At 74.6% G+C, this 16,560-nt stretch carries 9 protein-coding genes; 3 read left to right on the forward strand and 6 right to left on the reverse strand.

Annotation, left to right across the window (positions count from 1 at the left end; genetic code table 11):
• The first annotated feature begins 317 nt into the window (after positions 1 to 317).
• Positions 318 to 1,835 (forward strand): alanine/glycine:cation symporter family protein, encoded by a 1,518-nt coding sequence (locus ACLGIH_RS07820; RefSeq protein ID WP_416524499.1) that lies wholly within the window; start codon positions 318 to 320, stop codon positions 1,833 to 1,835.
• Between the two features lie 88 nt (positions 1,836 to 1,923).
• Here ACLGIH_RS07820 and ACLGIH_RS07825 read toward each other — a convergent pair whose 3' ends face one another.
• The 3 genes from ACLGIH_RS07825 to ACLGIH_RS07835 are packed head-to-tail and all read right to left on the reverse strand — an operon-like array spanning position 1,924 to position 9,806.
• Positions 1,924 to 2,538, reverse strand: coding sequence for a hypothetical protein (locus ACLGIH_RS07825; protein ID WP_416524500.1), 615 nt, complete (start codon positions 2,536 to 2,538; stop codon positions 1,924 to 1,926).
• On the reverse strand, positions 2,525 to 7,750 hold the full coding sequence (locus ACLGIH_RS07830) for a DNA repair ATPase (RefSeq protein WP_416524501.1): 5,226 nt from the start codon (positions 7,748 to 7,750) through the stop codon (positions 2,525 to 2,527). The genes ACLGIH_RS07825 and ACLGIH_RS07830 overlap by 14 nt, the downstream gene beginning before the upstream one ends.
• 10 nt (positions 7,751 to 7,760) lie before the next feature.
• The gene (locus tag ACLGIH_RS07835) at positions 7,761 to 9,806 is read right to left on the reverse strand and encodes a flotillin family protein (protein ID WP_416524502.1); all 2,046 of its coding nucleotides are present in this window, start codon (positions 9,804 to 9,806) and stop codon (positions 7,761 to 7,763) included.
• 370 nt (positions 9,807 to 10,176) lie between these two features.
• On the opposite strand from ACLGIH_RS07835, the gene ACLGIH_RS07840 reads away from it, so the two are divergent.
• Positions 10,177 to 11,235, forward strand: a complete 1,059-nt coding sequence (locus tag ACLGIH_RS07840; RefSeq protein ID WP_416524503.1) for a PucR family transcriptional regulator — start codon at positions 10,177 to 10,179, stop codon at positions 11,233 to 11,235.
• 31 nt (positions 11,236 to 11,266) lie between these two features.
• Here ACLGIH_RS07840 and ACLGIH_RS07845 read toward each other — a convergent pair whose 3' ends face one another.
• The 3 genes from ACLGIH_RS07845 to ACLGIH_RS07855 all read right to left on the reverse strand — a co-directional run bounded on the left by ACLGIH_RS07845 (position 11,267) and on the right by ACLGIH_RS07855 (position 13,262).
• Complete coding sequence (locus tag ACLGIH_RS07845) at positions 11,267 to 11,839, reverse strand: DM13 domain-containing protein (protein WP_416524504.1); 573 nt, start codon at positions 11,837 to 11,839, stop codon at positions 11,267 to 11,269.
• An 86-nt stretch (positions 11,840 to 11,925) separates the two neighbouring features.
• Entirely contained in the window at positions 11,926 to 12,630 is a 705-nt protein-coding gene (locus tag ACLGIH_RS07850) for a (2Fe-2S)-binding protein (protein WP_416524505.1), read from the reverse strand.
• Positions 12,627 to 13,262 carry a TetR/AcrR family transcriptional regulator gene (locus tag ACLGIH_RS07855; protein WP_416524506.1) on the reverse strand — a complete coding sequence of 212 codons (636 nt, stop codon included), beginning with the start codon at positions 13,260 to 13,262 and terminating at the stop codon, positions 12,627 to 12,629. Before ACLGIH_RS07855 ends, ACLGIH_RS07850 begins: the two co-directional genes overlap by 4 nt.
• A gap of 82 nt (positions 13,263 to 13,344) precedes the next feature.
• Here ACLGIH_RS07855 and ACLGIH_RS07860 point away from each other — a divergent pair, with 82 nt between their 5' ends.
• A complete protein-coding gene (locus tag ACLGIH_RS07860) occupies positions 13,345 to 16,554 on the forward strand; it encodes a carboxyl transferase domain-containing protein (RefSeq protein WP_416524507.1) in 3,210 nt (1,069 codons plus the stop codon).
• Positions 16,555 to 16,560: the final 6 nt, after the last annotated feature.

Below are 16,560 nucleotides of genomic sequence, written 5' to 3' on the forward strand. Positions count from 1 at the left end.
ACGGACCTCGCGTTCCGGATAACGGTCCGGTTGCGATCGCTGGCATTTTCCGAAGTGACTGACCGTGATGTGACCTGCGCCACTAAAAAATGCGCGGAGCCCATGGTAGACATGCGCAACTCCGCAGGTGGCACCACGGCTCGCCACTCGGCGGAGTGTCGGCACACACGTCGACTGCACGACCAGGGTGATCACGCTCCGAGCCCACGGACCGACCCACCCAGGGTCGCCGATCGGACAACGGCGTTCGCTCTAAGACCGCACATCCCGCCGGTGCCACTCCCCTGCACCGGTCCTGCGCCATCGAGGTAGCCACTGTGTCACTCGACTCCATCACCAACTCCGTCGACGAAGCCGTCAGCGGATTCTTCGAGCCCATAGCCACCTGGCTCGGGGAAGTCGTCTTCTACGCCGTCCCCGTCGGGGGTACGGACCTTCCGCTCATCGTCGCCTGGCTCGTGGTCGCGGGTCTCGTGTTCACCGGCTGGTTCGGTTTCGTCCAGCTCCGGAAGTTCCGGCTCGCCGTCGACGTGGTACGCGGCAAGTTCGACGAGAAGGGGTCGGCCGGTGAGGTCAACCACTTCCAGGCGCTGACCGCAGCCGTCTCGGGCACCGTCGGTCTCGGCAACATCGCCGGTGTGGCCGTCGCCGTCTCCATCGGCGGCGCCGGCGCCACCTTCTGGATGATCCTGTGCGGCCTGCTGGGCATGGCCACCAAGTTCGTCGAGGTCACCCTCGGTGTGAAGTACCGCGAGGTGCACCCCGACGGCACGGTCTCCGGCGGCCCGATGCACTACCTCCCCAAGGGCCTGACCGAGCGCTTCGGCAAGAACGGCAAGACCCTCGGCAAGGTCCTCGCGGTGCTCGCCTCCGTGATGATCCTCTTCTTCGGTCTCTTCGGCGGCAACCTCTTCCAGGTCAACCAGTCCTACGCGCAGCTCGTCTCCGTCACCGGCGGCGAGGACGGCCTGATGGGCTCCTCCGCCGGCGCCCTGTTCTTCGGCATCCTGATCGCCTCCCTCGTCGCCATCGTGCTGCTGGGCGGCATCCGCTCCGTCGCCAGCGTCACCAGCCGGCTGATCCCGGCCATGGCGGCCATCTACATCGCCGCCTGCCTGGTCGTCATCCTGGTCAACGTCACCGCCGTGCCGGACGCCGTGGCCCACATCATCGACGGCGCCTTCGACCCCGAGGGTGTCGCGGGCGGTGTGCTCGGTGCGCTGATCATCGGCTTCAAGCGGGCCGCCTTCTCCAACGAGGCCGGTCTCGGCTCCGCCCCGATCGCCCACTCCGCGGTCAAGACCAAGCACCCGGCGAGCGAGGGCCTGGTCGCCCTGCTGGAGCCGTTCATCGACACGGTCGTCATCTGCACCATGACCGCGCTGACCATCGTCATCGCCAACCCGGACAGCCTGGGCAAGGACATCGGCGGCGTCACGATCACCTCCGACGCCTTCGCGACGGTCATGCCCTGGTTCCCGTACGTCCTCACCGTGGCGGTGCTGCTGTTCGCCTTCTCCACGGTGCTGACCTGGGGCTACTACGGCCTCAAGGCCTGGACGTACCTCTTCGGCCGCAGCCGGACCAGCGAGGTGACCTACAAGGCCCTCTACGCCGTCTTCGCCGTGGCGGGCTCGCTGCTCACCCTGCAGACGCTGATCGACCTGGCCGACGCCGTGCTCTTCCTGCTGGCCGTCATCAACATCATCGGCCTGTACCTGCTCGCCCCGGTCGTCAAGCGGGAGCTGAACTCCTTCCTGGAGTACGTCCGCACCCGCAAGGGCGGCGACGGCGGCCAGGACGAGGACCGGGAGTCGGCGAAGACCATCGTCTGACCGTCCCGGCGGCCCGGCTCCCGAGCGGCCCGTTCCCCACCGCGCGCCGTGGTGGGGGGCGGGCCGCTCGCCGTGTGCGCGGGCGTGGTCAGACCGCCCCGCCCAGCTCCAGCACGGCCACCACGTACAGGCAGATCGCCACGGTCTCCAGCAGGAAGACGACGACGGTGTGCGCGGCGAGCCGCCCGGGCGGTCCGGCCCCGAGGAAGGCCCGGGCCGCGCCGCTCACCCGGGGCGCCGCGCCGGCCGGGGGACGCCCGAGCGCGCCCCGCAGGACCCGCCGTCCGGCCGCGGAGGTGACGCCGAGCCGCACGCCGTCGGCGTCCCGGACGAGGAGCGTGTGGTCGGCCCCGCCGTAGGAGAAGGCCGTCACCAGGCGGACGTCCACCAGGCGGCGCGGATCGACCGAGCGGGTGCCGGTGAGGGTCCGCGCCGTCATGCGCGTCGCCGAGTGGCGGACCGGCCGGAGTTCCTCGCAGAGTCCGCAGGTGAACAGCACCAGGCCGAGGACCGGGCCCGCCACGACCCCGAGGACCACGCCCGCCGGGCGGGTGGCGGGCGGCACGCAGAGGACCGGCGGCAGCAGGAGCAGCGCCAGCAGCACGGTCGTGCCCGCGCGGGCGCGGCGGCGGGCCCGCCGGGCCCCGGAGGGATCCCCGGCCGCTCGCGGCAGCCGGTCGCGGCCCGCCTCAGTGCGGCCCATGGCCCTGGGTGCGGCCGGCGGCGTGCCGGCCGTCGGGCGCGGCCATGAGGTGGTGCCGCGGGTCGGTGACGCGGCGGATCGCCGTCTCGACGGCCGCCACCCGGTCGGCGAGCAGCCCGAGGGCGGCCACCGCCCGGGTCAGGGGATCGTCCCCGGGGCCGCCGAGGGCCCGGGTGCGGACGTACGCCGACTTCACCTCCGCCCAGCGGGCCGCCTGCCCGGCGGTGAGGGTGCCGCGCAGCTCGGCCAGCTTGAGCAGGGCCGCCTCGGCTCCGGTGGCGAGGGCCTGGGCCTCGGCGGTGTAGTGGTCGTCGATCACGGCGGCGAGTTCCGCGTCGTTCATCACCGGCTGGATCCGCTGGGCGATCTTGTTCATGTTGCGGTACGAGCCCTGGAGCCGGAACGGCGGTTCGGTGCGGGCGTCGTCTGACTGCGCCGCCGAGGCGATGTACGCGGCGTTCACCGCGAGGACCGTGTCGCGGGCGGTGAGCAGGTGCCGCAGCACCGCCGTGATCCGTTCCAGCTCGGCGGGCGGGTACGGGTGGACCAGCCGGTCGGCGCGGGCCGTGGTGTCGCCGGCGGCGAGCCGGATCAGCAGGTCGAGGTCGGCGCGCTCGCGGCCGGCCAGCGGGGCCAGGACCGGGTGGGCGGTGAGGGCGTTCTCCACGAAGCTGGCGGCGAAGGCGTCGTCCTTGCCGGTCAGCACGTCGCCGAGGTTCCACACGTCGGCCCGGTTGGCGAGCATGTCGGGGACCTGGAAGCGGCCGCCGGACTCGGTGTAGGGGTTCCCGGCCATGCACACCGCGAAGCGCTTGCCCCGCAGGTCGTAGGTGCGCGGCCGGCCGTCCCACACGCCCTCGACGCGGCGCGTGGCGTCGCACAGCGGGATGAACCGCTGGAGCAGTTCGGGCGAGGTGTGCTGGATGTCGTCGAGGTACAGCAGCACGTTGTTGCCCGCCGCCAGCGCGAAGTTGATCTTCTCGACCTCCCGGCGGGCCGTGGCGTCGGGCGCCTCCGCCGGGTCGAGGGAGGTGACCGCGTGGCCGAGGGCGGGGCCGTCGACCTTGACCAGCATCAGGCCGAGCCGGTCGGCGACGTACTCCATGAGCGTCGTCTTGCCGTACCCCGGCGGGGAGACGAGCAGCAGCAGGCCGCCGGTGCCGGGCCGGCCGGCCCGGCCGCCCTCCCCCGTCGTGCCGAGCTGCTTGGCGAGGCTGTCGCCGACGAGCGGCAGGTACACCTCGTCGACGAGCCTGCCGCGGACGAACGTGGACAGCACGCGCGGCCGGTAGGCGTCGAGACCCAGCCGGGACCGTTCGGCGGCCACCAGGGCGCTGCGGCGCCGCTGGTGGGCGCGGTGGCCGGGCACGTCGTGGGCGCGGAAACGCCGGGTGCGGGCGAGGAGTTCGTCGACGCGGACGGTGAGCGACCGGCCGCTGATCCGGGGGTGGCTGCCGAGCAGGCCCTCGACGGTCTCGGTGAGCGGCGCGTCCGACACGTAGCGGGGCAGGCCGGGGCAGAGTTCGGCGACGACCGCCTCGGCCAGGTCGCCGGGGGCGAGGCCGGTGCCGGTGGCGGTGGCATAGGCGGACAGCCACGCCGTGATGAGCCGGCCGCGGGCGTCCGGGTCGGGCAGGGCGGCCAGGTCCTCGTCGTAGGCCCGCGCGTCGACCGTACGGCGGAAGGAGTCGAGCAGGGAGCGGGTGCCGGCGGCGATGACGAAGCCGTCGGGGCCGTCGGTCAGTTCCTCCAGCAGGTAGCCGGCGGCGGCGTCCGCCGTGTCGCCGCCGATCTCCTCGGCCAGCTCGCCACGCAGGTCGGCGAGTGCGGAGGTGGGGCCGAAGGTGTCGCGGGCGCGGGCCAGCGACAGCGCGCGCAGGCGCCAGGTCGCGCGGGCCTCGGCCGTGCTGTCGTGGGCCCAGAACAGCTGGGCGGCGGCACGGGCGGCGGGCTCGTGGCGCAGCGGGCCGGCGCTGTCGTGCAGGCGCAGGAGCGCGGCGAGGATCAGGGTGGCGTCGTGGTCGTGGACGCCCCGCTCGTAGCCCTCGTCGTACGCCGCCTCGGCCGCCTGCCGGACCAGGTCGGGGAGGTCGTCGGCGTTCGCCAGGGCGGCCGGGCCGTGCTCGTCCAGCAGGCGGGCGGCGAGGTGTTCCGCGCGGTAGACCTCGGGCGACTCCGAGGGCAGCGGGCGGTCCCCGTGGGCGCGGTCGGCCAGGATGTCGGGGTCGGTGACCGGGGCGCGGTAGTCGGTGCCGGTGAGGGCGAGGGCGAGGCCGTCGCCGTGCGGGACGAGGGTCAGGTCGAGGGGCTGGGCGTTGACCGCGAAGCGGTGCGCGCCGAGGCGGAGGGTGCGGCCGTCGTCGGCGTACAGGTCGGTGCGGTCGCGCAGGGCGCGCAGGGCCTGCCGGCGGGCGGCCGTCAGCCGGCCGTGCAGCTCCTCCGCGCGGCCGGGGTCGCCGAGTTCGCGCAGCTCGTCGGCGAGCCGGCGGACCTTGGCGGGCATCGGGTCGGAGCCGAAGTAGGTGGCGACGGCATCCGCGTCGGGGAGGGCGGCGGCACGCCGGGTGAGGGTCGTCAGCACCCGGGCCGCCGAGTCGGCCAGACGCTCGGCCCGGCGGGCGCGGGCGTCCGCGAGGGTCTGCTTGCGGGTGGAGAAGGCCTCGTGGACCTCGTCGCGCTTGTCGGCGAGCGTGCGCAGGAAGTCGTCGGACTCGGCGAACCGGGACTCCAGGTTCTCCAGCTGCACCAGGACGGCGGCGAGTTGCTCGTCGCATGCCTCGGGGCTGCCGGCGGCGGCGAGCGCGCCGGTGACGGCCTGGCCGAGCAGGGCGAACTCGGCGGTGAACGCGGCCCGCCCCTCGCGCTCCAGGAGGTCGCGGCGGCGGGCGTCCAGCGTGGCCCGGGCGCGGTTGGCGCCGCCGAGCACCTCGGCGACGCGCTCCAGGATCGCGGTGCGGACGGTGGCGTCGCCGATGTCGAGCCCGGCGACGACCTCGGTCACCGTGCGCAGCCCGTCGGTGAGTTCGTCCAGGCGAGCGGCGACGGGCGCGGCCTCGGCGACGGTGGCGACCGCCTCGGCGTCGGCGACGAGCCGTTCGATGTCCGCGTGGTGGCCGGCGAAGGCGTCCTCGCGGGCGAGGTGGGCGACGGCCCGCCCGCCGAAGCCGGCCAGGTCGGTCTCGACGCCGGCGGCGAGCCGGTCGATGCGGCCGGTGTCCGCGTACCGCAGGTCCTTGAGGGTGAGCAGCTGCCCCTGGGCCCGGCGCAGTTCGGTCAGTCCGCCGACCCACTCGGCGGCGCTGCGGGGGACCTCGCCGCGCAGCCGCCGCACCACCGCGGCCACGCGTGCCTCGGCCGCGTCGAGCGCGTCGGCGGCCCGGCGGGTGAGCGCCCGGACGGTCTCGAACTCGGCCAGCACCTGGTCGGCCGTCTCCCGCACCGCCGTCAACGGGGCGTTGAGGTCGCCGAGTTCGGGGTCGGCCAGCCAGTGGTGGGCGTCGGCCGTGCGGACGCAGGCGGCGGCCAGTTCGGCGTACACCTCGCTCGTCGGCGTGGTCTCCGCGACGGCGCGCGCGACGGACAGGCAGTCGGAGATGCCGCGGACCAGGTCGGCGTTGCCGACGCGGGCGAGGGGGCCGGTGCCGGCCGGCCGGGCGGCGGCGTGGGTGTCGGAGACGTACGGGGAGCGCCAGAGCTGGACCGGGTGGACGCGCTGCGGCTCGTCGCCGTCGGCGCGCAGCAGTACGAGCGTGCCGTCGTCGAAGAGCGCCCAACCGCGGCAGGTCAGGGGCGTGGCGACGGTTCGGCGGATCATGTTGTACGGCAGCAGCAGGCCGCGGCCGGCCCCGGGGGCGTGGAACGCGTACAGCACGTCCTCGCCGTTCGGGGAGCGGATCTCCCGTTCGAACTCCATTCCGGTGGTGTCGAGGTCGAACGTCTTGTGGGTGCCGGTGGCCAGGCAGTAGCCGCCGGGGAAGACGATCCCCTGGTCGTCCGGGAGGCGGCGGCAGCCCTGGCCGATGCCGTCGAGGCGGACGACGGCCCTGGTGAGGGTGTTGAACACCAGGTGGCGGTCGGTGTCCTCCTTGTAGGGGCGGACCCGCAGCAGGATCAGCGGGCCGACCCGCGCGTAGGCGATGTCGGCGTCGGCGAGGGCCTGCAGCGGCTCGTCGACCGGTTCGGCGTGGATGCCGTCCGGGGACGCGGTGTCGTCGTCGGTCTTGACGGTGAGGCTGCCGCCCACGGTGGAGACGAACACCTCGCCGCCGACGGAGACGTGGGGGTGGCGGCCGAGGACGTGGTCGTCGCGGGTGGCCGCGGTCCACTCGACGGCGTGCGCGGGCGGCCGGACGTGGTCGCGTTCGCCGCGCGCGTCCAGGAAGGAGACCGGCCCGGCGTCCGGCACCGACCAGCGCAGGACGCGGATGTCCGTCGCCTTCTCGCCGGTGCGGAAGACGGCCAGCAGCTTGCCGGGCACCCGGCGCAGCCGCTCCAGCCGGGCCTGCCGGAAGTAGCGGTGCAGATCGGTGAACTCCCGGACCAGGGCGGGGTCGTCCAGCAGTCCCGGCACGGCGTCGTGTGCCGTCCGCTCCAGGTCACGGCCGTGCAGGGCGAGGACGTCGCCCACGCCGGTGCCGGTCCCGCGCCCCGGCACGGTGCCGTAGCCGAACAGCAGCGCGTCGCCCACGGCGACGATGTCCCGGGGGACGCACGCCTGCTCGGTGCGCAGCCGCTCGGTGCCGGCCAGCTCCAGCCGCAGCGCCCCGAACTCCTCGGTACGGCGGGCGTCGAGCGCCTCGGCCCGGCGGGCCAGCTCCCCGGCCTGCGCGGTGAGACGGTCACGCAGCACCTCGTAGGTGCCGGTGTCCAGGCCGGTGGCGGTGGCGGGGGCGGGGGTCTGGCCGGCGGTGGCGGGGGTCGAGCCGGCGGTGGCCGGGGCCTGGCCGGTGGCGGCCGGGGCCGGCCCCGTGGCGCGGGCGTCCGGGCCTGTGGTCGCCGTTTTCGCGCCCGGGGTGCCGGTGTCCCGGCCGGTGGCGGCGGGGGGCGGGCCCGCGGCGCCCGGGGCCTGGCCCGCAGTGCCCCGGGCCGGGCCGGTCGTGACCGAGGCCGAGCCCGCGGCGCGGGCGTCGGGGCCGGTGGTGGCCGGGGCCGGACCTGTGGTGCGGGCGTTCGGGCCGGTGGCGGTGCCCCGGCCCGTGATGCCGGTCGTCATGGCGTCCCTCTCAGGCGTGTCGGGCCGTGCCGTTGGCCATGGCGGCGGTGAGCGGACGGTCGGCGAGGCCCAGCTCGTCCGCCTTGTCCAGCAGCAGCTTCAGCTGCCCGGCGTCGGACCCGCCGGAGTTCATCAGCCGCATCAGCAGCGCCGAGACGGTGAGGTTCTGCACGTCGGCCGTGGAGACCGAGCCGAGGACCCGGGTCAGGTCGGCGGTGAAGTCCGCCGTGCCGTCGAGCCAGGGGCCCGCCAGCGCCCGGGCGGTCTCGGAGTGCTGCACGAAGCCGTCGACGCCCTTGCCGAGCGCGATCGAGGACAGCAGCCGGTCGAAGAAGACCGACTCCCCGCCGACGATGTCGATGTCGGCGTTCTCCAGCCCGGTGGCGAGCACCGTGGCCTGCGCCTCGGCGACCTGCCGCTGCACCTCCAGCCCGGCCAGCCGGACCTCCTTCTCGGTCTCCAGGCGCAGCCGGTACTCCTCGTGCCCGCGGGAGGCCTCGTCCAGCGCGGCCATCGCCGCCGCCTTCTCGGTCAGGCCCGCAGCCTCGGCCTTCAGCTTCTCGCCGACGGCCGCCGCCTCCGCCAGCGCCTTGGCCCTGGCGCCCTCCGCCTCGGCGCGCAGCCGGGCCTCGGTGGCCTCCGCCTCGGCGCGGCCGGCCTTCTCGATGACCTCGGCCTCCTTGTCGCGTACCTGCACGGCGGCCAGGCCCTGGGCCGCGGCCTCCGCCTGGATGCCCTCGGCGAGCCGCTGCTTGGCCCTGGCCTCCAGGTCGGCGGCCTTCACCCGCGCCTCGGCAAGCGTGAGCTGCTCGGCGGCCCGGTGGGTGGCGGCCTGTTCGGCGGCCTCGGCCGCCTTGATGTCCTTGACGAGCCGCTCCTGCGCCTCGGCCTCGGCGGCGATGACCACGGCCTGCCGCTCCCGCTCGGCCTCCTCCACGGCCCGCAGCCGCTTGATGGACTCCTCCTGCTCGGCGACCGTGCGGTCCACGGCGACCCGCTCGCGGACGACCTCGGCGATCTGCCGCTTCTCCGCCTCGACCTCCTTCTCGGCCGCGATCCGGGTCAGTTCCGTCTCCCGGTCGCGGGCGATGACTTCGAGGAGCCGGTCCTTCTCGATGCGCTCGTTCTCGATGGCGATGACCCGCTCGCGGTTCTTCGCGGCGACGGCGACCTCGCGGGCCTGGTTCTCGCGCTGCACGCCGAGCTGCTCCTCGGTGGCGAGGAACGCGGACTGCGCCCGCAGCCGCTCCTCCTCCACCACCCGGGCCGTCTCGGCCTCCTCGCGGGCGCGCGCCGTCTCGATCTCCCGCTTCTGCCGGATCTCCGCGTCGACCTGCCGGCGCTCCAGCTCCAGCACGGCCTCGCGGGCGTCGACGTTCTGCCGGGTGATCTCCTTCTCCTCGGTGCGCTGCGCCTCGTTGGTGCGCACGTGCTCCACGGCCGTCAGCTCGGTGATCTTGCGGATGCCCTGGGCGTCGAGCACGTTGGCCGGGTCGAGCTGGGTCAGCGGCGTCTGCTCCAGGTAGTCGATCGCCGCGTCCTCCAGGTGGTAGCCGCTCAGGTCGACGCCGATGACCTCGATGATCCGGTACCGCAGCTCCTCGCGCTTGGTGTACAGGTCGGTGAAGTCCATCTGCTTCCCGACGGTCTTCAGCGCCTCGGAGAACTTCGCGTGGAACAGCTCCTGGAGGGTGTTCCGGTCGCTGGCCCGCGCGGTGCCGACGGCCTGGGCGACCTTGATGACGTCCTCCACGGTCTTGTTGACCTTCACGAAGAACGAGATGCGGATGTCGGCGCGGATGTTGTCCCGGCAGATCAGGCCCTCGCGCCCGGCCCGGGTGATCTCGATGGTCTTCACCGAGATGTCCATCACCTCGGCCCGGTGCAGCACCGGCAGCACGACCTGCCCGGTGAAGGTCACGTCGACCTTGCGCAGCTTGGAGACGATCAGCGCCTTGCCCTGCTCCACCTTGCGGAACAGCCGGGAGACGACGAAGAGGGCGAGCAGGACGGCGGCGACGGCGAGCGCGCCGAGGCCCACGGTGATGACATTCATGGCATACGTCCTTGGGGCAGGCGAAAGGCAGGTGAAGAAGCGTGGGGATACGTGAGGTACGTGGCGTGCGTGGCACCCGTGGCACCCGTGGCATGCGTGGGATGCGCGCACGGGGGCCGGGGCGGCCGTACGGACGGGGATCGCGGCGCAGGGGGAAGGCGCGCGCGGCTCCGGCCGGATTCCGGTGCCGGTCGTCTGCCGGGGTCCGGCAGGCGACCGGCACCAGAACCATCCGTAGTGCTCCCCCACGTCATGGTGCCCGGCCGACGCCGCTCCCCGCATTGCCGGAATCCAGCAATGTTCACTAAGGTCTGCATGCCGGTGAGCCGCTGAGGAACCGTCAGCGGCGCGTCAAGACTGCGGGGGCGATGTGGCGGAGCGGGACATTCCGGAGGAGTATCTGGACGGCTATGCCCAGATCCTGGCCGAGGCCGCGGCCACCGGCCGGCGCCTCACCCGGGACGAGATCGCCTCCCGGCGCATCCTGGGCGAACAGGCCGCGGACGCCGGGTACGGACTGCGGGCCCTGGTCAGCGCCCACCTGTCCGCCGCCCGGACCGCCTGGCCCGGTACCCCCGGTTCGGCCGACCACGCGCTCGCCGCGGTCCAGCAGGCCGTCGACGCCTTCGCGGAGGGCTACGAACGTGCCCAGCGGCTGGCGGTACGTCAGGAGGAGGCGGCCAGGCGGGAGTTCATCGACGACCTCCTCTACGGCCGCAGCGACCTGGGCCGGCTCGCCGAACGCGCCGAGCGTTTCGGACTGCGTCTGTCGCAGGCCCACGCCGTCGCCGTCGCCCAGGGCGCGGACGCCTACGACGAGGGCCACAGGGTGCCGCGCCAGGTGGAACGGGCGCTCATATCCCGCTTCGGCGACCGCAGCATCCTGCTGACCACCAAGGACGGCCGGCTGCTGTGCATCGCGCCGGGCCACCAGGAGGAGATCCTCGCCCACTTCGCCAAGCAGGCGCACGCGGCCACCGACGGGGGGCGGGTCGCCATCGGCCGCCCGCAGCCCGGCCCCGGCGGAGTGGTCCACTCCTACGAGGAGGCCCTCAACGCCCTGGAGCTGGCCGAGCGGCTGGAGTTGGAGGACCCGGTGCTGCACGCCGCCGACCTGCTGGTCTACCCGGTGCTGACCCGGGACCGGCAGGCCATGTCCGACCTCGTCGTGAACACGCTGGGCCCGCTCACCGGCGCCCGCGGCGGCGCGGGACCCCTGCTGGACACGCTCACCGCGTACTTCGACTCCGGCTGCGTCGCCGCCGAGGCCGCCCGCCGGCTGTCGCTGAGCGTGCGCGCCCTGACCTACCGCCTGGAACGCATCCACCAGCTGACCGGGGCCAACCCGGCCGACCCGGCGCACCGTTACATGCTCCAGACCGCGGTGATCGGCGCCCGGCTGCTGGACTGGCCGGCGCAGACGCTGTGAGGAGCCCCGCCAGAGGCCCGGCGCCGCGCCGTCAGGCGCGGGCCAGCTCCGCGGCGCCGAAGGAGACGTCGAAGCGGTCGCACCAGATGCTCACGCTGCTGAACCGGGAGGGATCGACGTCCTCGGGCAGGTTGTAGTTCTGGCTGCCCTTGTTGCCCTTGAGCTTGCCGAGGCTGACGTACTCACCGTCGTCGAAGACGTGCCAGCCCGCCTTGCCCTCCTTGACCGGCGCGTCGGTCAGCCACACGTGCAGGTCCGGGCCGTTGCTGGTGTCGAGGTTCTCCAGCCTGACCACGTGGGAGCCGTCGGCCAGCCGGACCAGTTGCACCGTGCCGGAGGTGGTGTGCTCATGGCTGATCAGTTCGCCGGCGGCCAGGGTGCGGGGGCCGGGGGGCGGGGTGGGCGAGGCGGAGGGCCCGGCCGAGGGCGCGTCCGGGGCCGGGGCCGGTGTCACCACGGCGCCGGGCAGCGCCTCCTCGACGGTCTCGTTCTGCCACAGTTTCCACGGCTGGAACCAGTACAGCCCGAACCCGGCACCGGCCACGGCCACCACCAGCACCCCGATGAACCACGGCCTGCCCGCTGTCGCCCGCATACGCGCCATTCCCGCCTCGTTTCCTCGAACCGCTCTGTCGCCCCCATTCAACGCGCCGAACGGCCGCCGCGGTCCCGGCAGAGATGACGGAACGCTTACGTTCCGCGCCGTCGTGGCAGGACGCAGTCGCCGCAGTAGCCGCCGCCCGGGGCGCGGTAGTAGAGGCAGCAGCTGTGGCGGCGGTAGGCGAGCGGCTCGGCGACGAAGGTCCCGGCGCTCGCGAGCGGCTCACGGCGCAGCAGCGCGGTGACCGGTTCGAGCGGCGACAGCGGGGCGTCGGGGCGCTGGGCCCGCAGCACCCGCAGGGCACCGATCAGCGCCGACGCGACGTTGCCGGGCAGTGGCTTCGGCGACAGCCCGCAGTGCCGGCGCAGCGCGTCGCCCAGGGGGCGCAGGTTGCGCTCGACGACGGTCTCGAACAGCGCGTCGGCGACGTCCTCTCCGGGGGCGGCGGCCGGCTCGGGCAGCCACAGCTCGATGGGACCGGTGTCCGGCATGCGCCACCACAGCCGGTCGGGCGCCAGGTCGGGCGCCCGGCCGGTCAGGGCCGCGGTGGCCAGGGCGACGGACCACAGGCGTGCGGCGGTGCCGATGTGCAGGGTGGAGGCCGCCACCCGGCGCTGGCCGGTGCGCAGCCGCCGGCCCACCTCCGACACGTACGCCGACAGCACCGCCTCGTCCGTCAGGAGGTCGGTGAACGGCCGGAAACCCGCCGCGTCGGCCCCGGGGCCGACGCGGACGGCGAAGTAGGGGCCGACGGCCGACACCTCGGCAAGGGTGTCCGCGGTCACCGCTGTCATGCGGCACCCCCGGGCTCGCTGCCGGGCAGGCCCAGGAGCCGCAGGTACATGTCGCTGATCCGGGCGACCAGTTCGTCGCGGCGCCCGGGCTCGCGTACGAGGAGCGGGGCGAACACCGACACCATGCCGCCGGCGGCGGTGGCCACCGCCTCCGGATCCGCCGCGGGGTCGGCCCGGCCCTGCGCGACGAGACGCGCGATGTAGCGGGCCGTGCGGGCGCGGGGCCGGGCGTGGATCTCCTCACGGAGGTCGTACATGGCCGGGTCGGCGATGGCCTGGTGGTCGATCAGGGTGAGGAAGGCGAGGTGCGCCGCGTAGGCGTCGAGATAGGCCGCGTTGGTCGCGCGGGCGACGGCCCACGGGTTGTCCGCGTCGGTGCCGGTCAGCTCCTGGGCCGCCAGGAACCGGTCGCGCACCTGGTGCGCGAGCACCGCGAAGGCCTCCTCCTTGGAGGCGAAGTAGACGTAGAACGTCGCCCGTCCGACGCCGGCCTCGCGGGTGATGTCCGCGACGGTCGTCCGGGCGTAGCCCCTGGCCTCGAAGACGGTGCGGGCCGCGTCGAGCAGTGTCCGGCGGGTCTCGCTGTCGGCCCGGTCGAGCTTCTCCCGTACGGCCCAGGGTGCGGTCGGCATGCGTGCACGATGCGTTGACGTTGACGTCAATGTCAATCAGGGTGGGCGGCGGCAACCGCACCGTCGAGCGAGGGCGCCCCGCATGTCATCGATCCTCATCGCCAACCGCGGCGAGATCGCCGTCCGCGTCCTGCGCGCGGCGCGGTCGCTGGGACTGCGCACCGTCGCCGTCCACTCCCCCGACGACCGGGCCGGCGGCGTGGTGCGCCTGGCCGACGAGGCGGTCGCGCTGACCGGGGAGCGGCCCTACCTCGACGCCGGGCAACTGGTCGCGGTCGCCCGGCGCACCGACTGCGCCCTGCTCCACCCCGGATACGGCTTCCTGGCCGAGAGCCCGGAGCTGGCACGGCTGTGTGCCGAGGGCGGCGTCACCTTCGTCGGGCCCGGGCCGGAGACCCTGGCGGTGCTCGGCGACAAGGCGCGCGCCCGCGAACTGGCCCGGGGCCTGGGCGTGCCCGTGCTCGCGGCGACACCGGCGGGCGTGGAGGCGGCCGAGGCCCGGCGGTTCCTGGCGGAACTCGGACCGGGCGCCGGGGTGATGGTCAAGGCCGTCGCCGGCGGCGGGGGACGGGGGATGCGCCCGGTCACCGATCCCGCCCGGCTGCCGGCCGAGTTGGAGCGCTGCCGGTCCGAGGCCGAGCGCGCGTTCGGGGACGGTGCCGTCTTCCTGGAGCAGCTGATGCCGCGGGCCCGGCACATCGAGGTCCAGGTCATCGGCGACGGGACGGGGGCCGTCAGCCACCTGTGGGACCGCGATTGCAGCCTGCAGCGGCACCGGCAGAAGGTCGTGGAGGTCGCCCCGGCCGTGACGGTGCCCGAGGAGTGCCGCGCCGCGCTGCGCGACGCCGCCGTCCGGATGGCCGGTGCGCTGGCCTACCGCGGCCTGGGCACCGTGGAGTTCCTGGTCGACGCCGACGACCCCGAGCGGTTCGCCTTCCTGGAGGCCAACCCGCGCGTCCAGGTCGAGCACACCGTCACCGAGGAGGTCACCGGGCTGGATCTGGTCGCCCTCCAGCTGCGGATCGCGCAGGGGGCCGCGCTGGCCGGCCTCGGGGTCGCCCAGCCCGATGTGCCGCGGCCGCGGGGGATCGCCGTGCAGGCCCGGGTCAACCTGGAGGAGCTGCGCCCCGACGGCACCGCGCACGCCACGGCCGGCCGGATCGAGGCGCTGACGCTCCCCGGCGGCCCCGGCGTCCGGGTCGACACCGCCGCGCGGGCCGGGGACGAGGTCACGACGGTCTACGACTCGCTGCTGGCCAAGGTGGTCACGCACGTACCGGCGGACGACCTCGGCACCGCGGTCCGGGCCGCGGGCGATGCCCTGTCCGAGCTGCTCGTCACCGGCCCGGGCACCAACCTCGTCTTCCTGCGCCGGCTGCTGGAGCGCGACGAGGTCCGCCGCGGACTGGCCACCACCTCCTTCGTCGACGACCACCTCGCCGAGCTGGTGCCCGCCGCCGGGCAGGGGCCGGGCCCGTCGCGGGACGCGGTGCGGGCCGAGTTCGCCGGTGCGGTGGTGTCGGTGGCCGAGCCCGGCGCCCGGCTGCGCCCCGGCGATCCGGTCGTGGTGCTGGAGGCGATGAAGATGGAGCACGTGCTGCACGCGCCGTGCGCCGCCACCGTCGCCGCCGTGCACGTGGCCCGGGGCGAGGTGACGGCGCCGGGCCTCCTCCTGGCCGAGCTGGTACCGGACGACGAGCAGCCGGAGGCGGCGGCCGGGGCGGCCGAGCCGGACCCGGACGAGATCCGGCCCGACCTGGCCGAGGTCCTGGAGCGGCACCGGACGACCCTGGACGAGGCGCGCCCGGAGGCGGTCGCCCGGCGCCGCCGCACGGGCCGGCGGACCGCCCGCGAGAACGTGTCGGACCTCTGCGACCCCGGCGGTTTCACCGAGTACGGCGCCCTGGTCGTCGCCGCCCAGCGGCGGCGCAGGTCCCTGGCGGATCTGATCGAGAACACCCCGGCCGACGGCATCGTCACCGGAGTCGGGACCGTCAACGGCGCCCTCTTCGGGGCCGAGGCCGCCCGCTGCGTGGTGATGGCGTACGACTACACCGTCCTGGCCGGCACCCAGGGCCTGCTCAACCACCGCAAGACCGACCGGATGCTCGCCCTGGCCGAGCGGCGGCGGATGCCCGTCGTCCTCTTCGCCGAGGGCGGCGGCGGCCGGCCCGGTGACACCGACACCACCTCCGTCTCGGCACTGGACATCGGCACCTTCGCCGCCATGGGGCGGCTGAACGGGCTGGTGCCGACCGTGGGCATCGCCTCGGGCCGCTGCTTCGCGGGCAACGCCGCCCTGCTGGGCAGCTGCGACGTGGTGATCGCCACCCGTGACGCGACGATCGGCATGGCCGGACCGGCGATGATCGAAGGAGGCGGCCTGGGGAGCCATCGCCCCGAGGACATCGGTCCGGTCTCCGTGCAGGAGCCCAACGGCGTGATCGACCTGGTGGCCGACGACGAGGCCGACGCCGTCGCACTCGCCCGGCGGTACCTGTCGTACTTCCAGGGAGCCGTCCCCGACTGGGCGGCCCACGACGTCCGGCGGCTGCGGCACGTGGTGCCCGAGAACCGCGTCCGGGTCTACGACGTGCGCCGCGCCGTCGACCTGGTCGCCGACGTCGGCTCGGTGCTCGAACTGCGCCCGCGGTTCGGGGTCGGCGTCGTCACCGCGCTGGCACGGGTCGAGGGCCGTCCGGTCGGTCTGCTCGCCAACGACCCGGCCCACCTCGGCGGCGCGATCGACGCCGACGCGGCGGACAAGGCGGCGCGTTTCCTCCAGCTGTGCGACGCCCACGGCCTGCCGGTGGTGTCGCTGGTCGACACCCCCGGCTTCATGGTCGGCCCGGAGTCCGAACGGACCGCCGCGGTGCGCCGCTTCAGCCGGCTCTTCGTCGCCGGCGGCCATCTGACGGTGCCGTTGGCCGGCGTCGTCCTGCGCAAGGGCTACGGGCTGGGCGCGATGGCCATGGTGGGCGGCGGCTTCCACGTACCCGACGCCATGGTGGCGTGGCCGACGGGCGAGGTCGGCGGGATGGGCCTGGAGGGTGCCGTCCGCCTGGGCCACCGGCGCGAGCTGGCGGCGGTCGAGGACCCCGCGGAGCGCGAACGGGTCTTCTCCGGCCTCCTGGCCGAGGCCTACGAGCGCGGCAAGGCCCTGACCGCCGCCACCGTCTTCGAACTCGACGACGTCATCGACCCCGCCGACACCCGCTCCTGGCTCACCCGCGTCCTGCCACCCTCGGTCGCCCCCGGCCGGCCCGTGCGCCACCGCGTCGACACCTGGTGACCGGCG

Origin of the sequence: Streptomyces hamibioticus, assembly GCF_047946815.1 — a bacterium.
GTDB lineage: Bacteria > Actinomycetota > Actinomycetes > Streptomycetales > Streptomycetaceae > Streptomyces.

Bases quoted from the DNA above. Each gene is read 5' to 3' on its own strand.
- ACLGIH_RS07825 (WP_416524500.1), bottom strand. From the start codon at position 2,538: ATGGGCCGCACTGAGGCGGGCCGCGACCGGCTGCCGCGAGCGGCCGGG.
- ACLGIH_RS07830 (WP_416524501.1), bottom strand. From the start codon at position 7,750: ATGACGACCGGCATCACGGGCCGGGGCACCGCCACCGGCCCGAACGCC.
- ACLGIH_RS07850 (WP_416524505.1), bottom strand. From the start codon at position 12,630: ATGACAGCGGTGACCGCGGACACCCTTGCCGAGGTGTCGGCCGTCGGC.
- ACLGIH_RS07855 (WP_416524506.1), bottom strand. From the start codon at position 13,262: ATGCCGACCGCACCCTGGGCCGTACGGGAGAAGCTCGACCGGGCCGAC.
- ACLGIH_RS07860 (WP_416524507.1), top strand. From the start codon at position 13,345: ATGTCATCGATCCTCATCGCCAACCGCGGCGAGATCGCCGTCCGCGTC.
- ACLGIH_RS07835 (WP_416524502.1), bottom strand. From the start codon at position 9,806: ATGAATGTCATCACCGTGGGCCTCGGCGCGCTCGCCGTCGCCGCCGTC.
- ACLGIH_RS07845 (WP_416524504.1), bottom strand. From the start codon at position 11,839: ATGGCGCGTATGCGGGCGACAGCGGGCAGGCCGTGGTTCATCGGGGTG.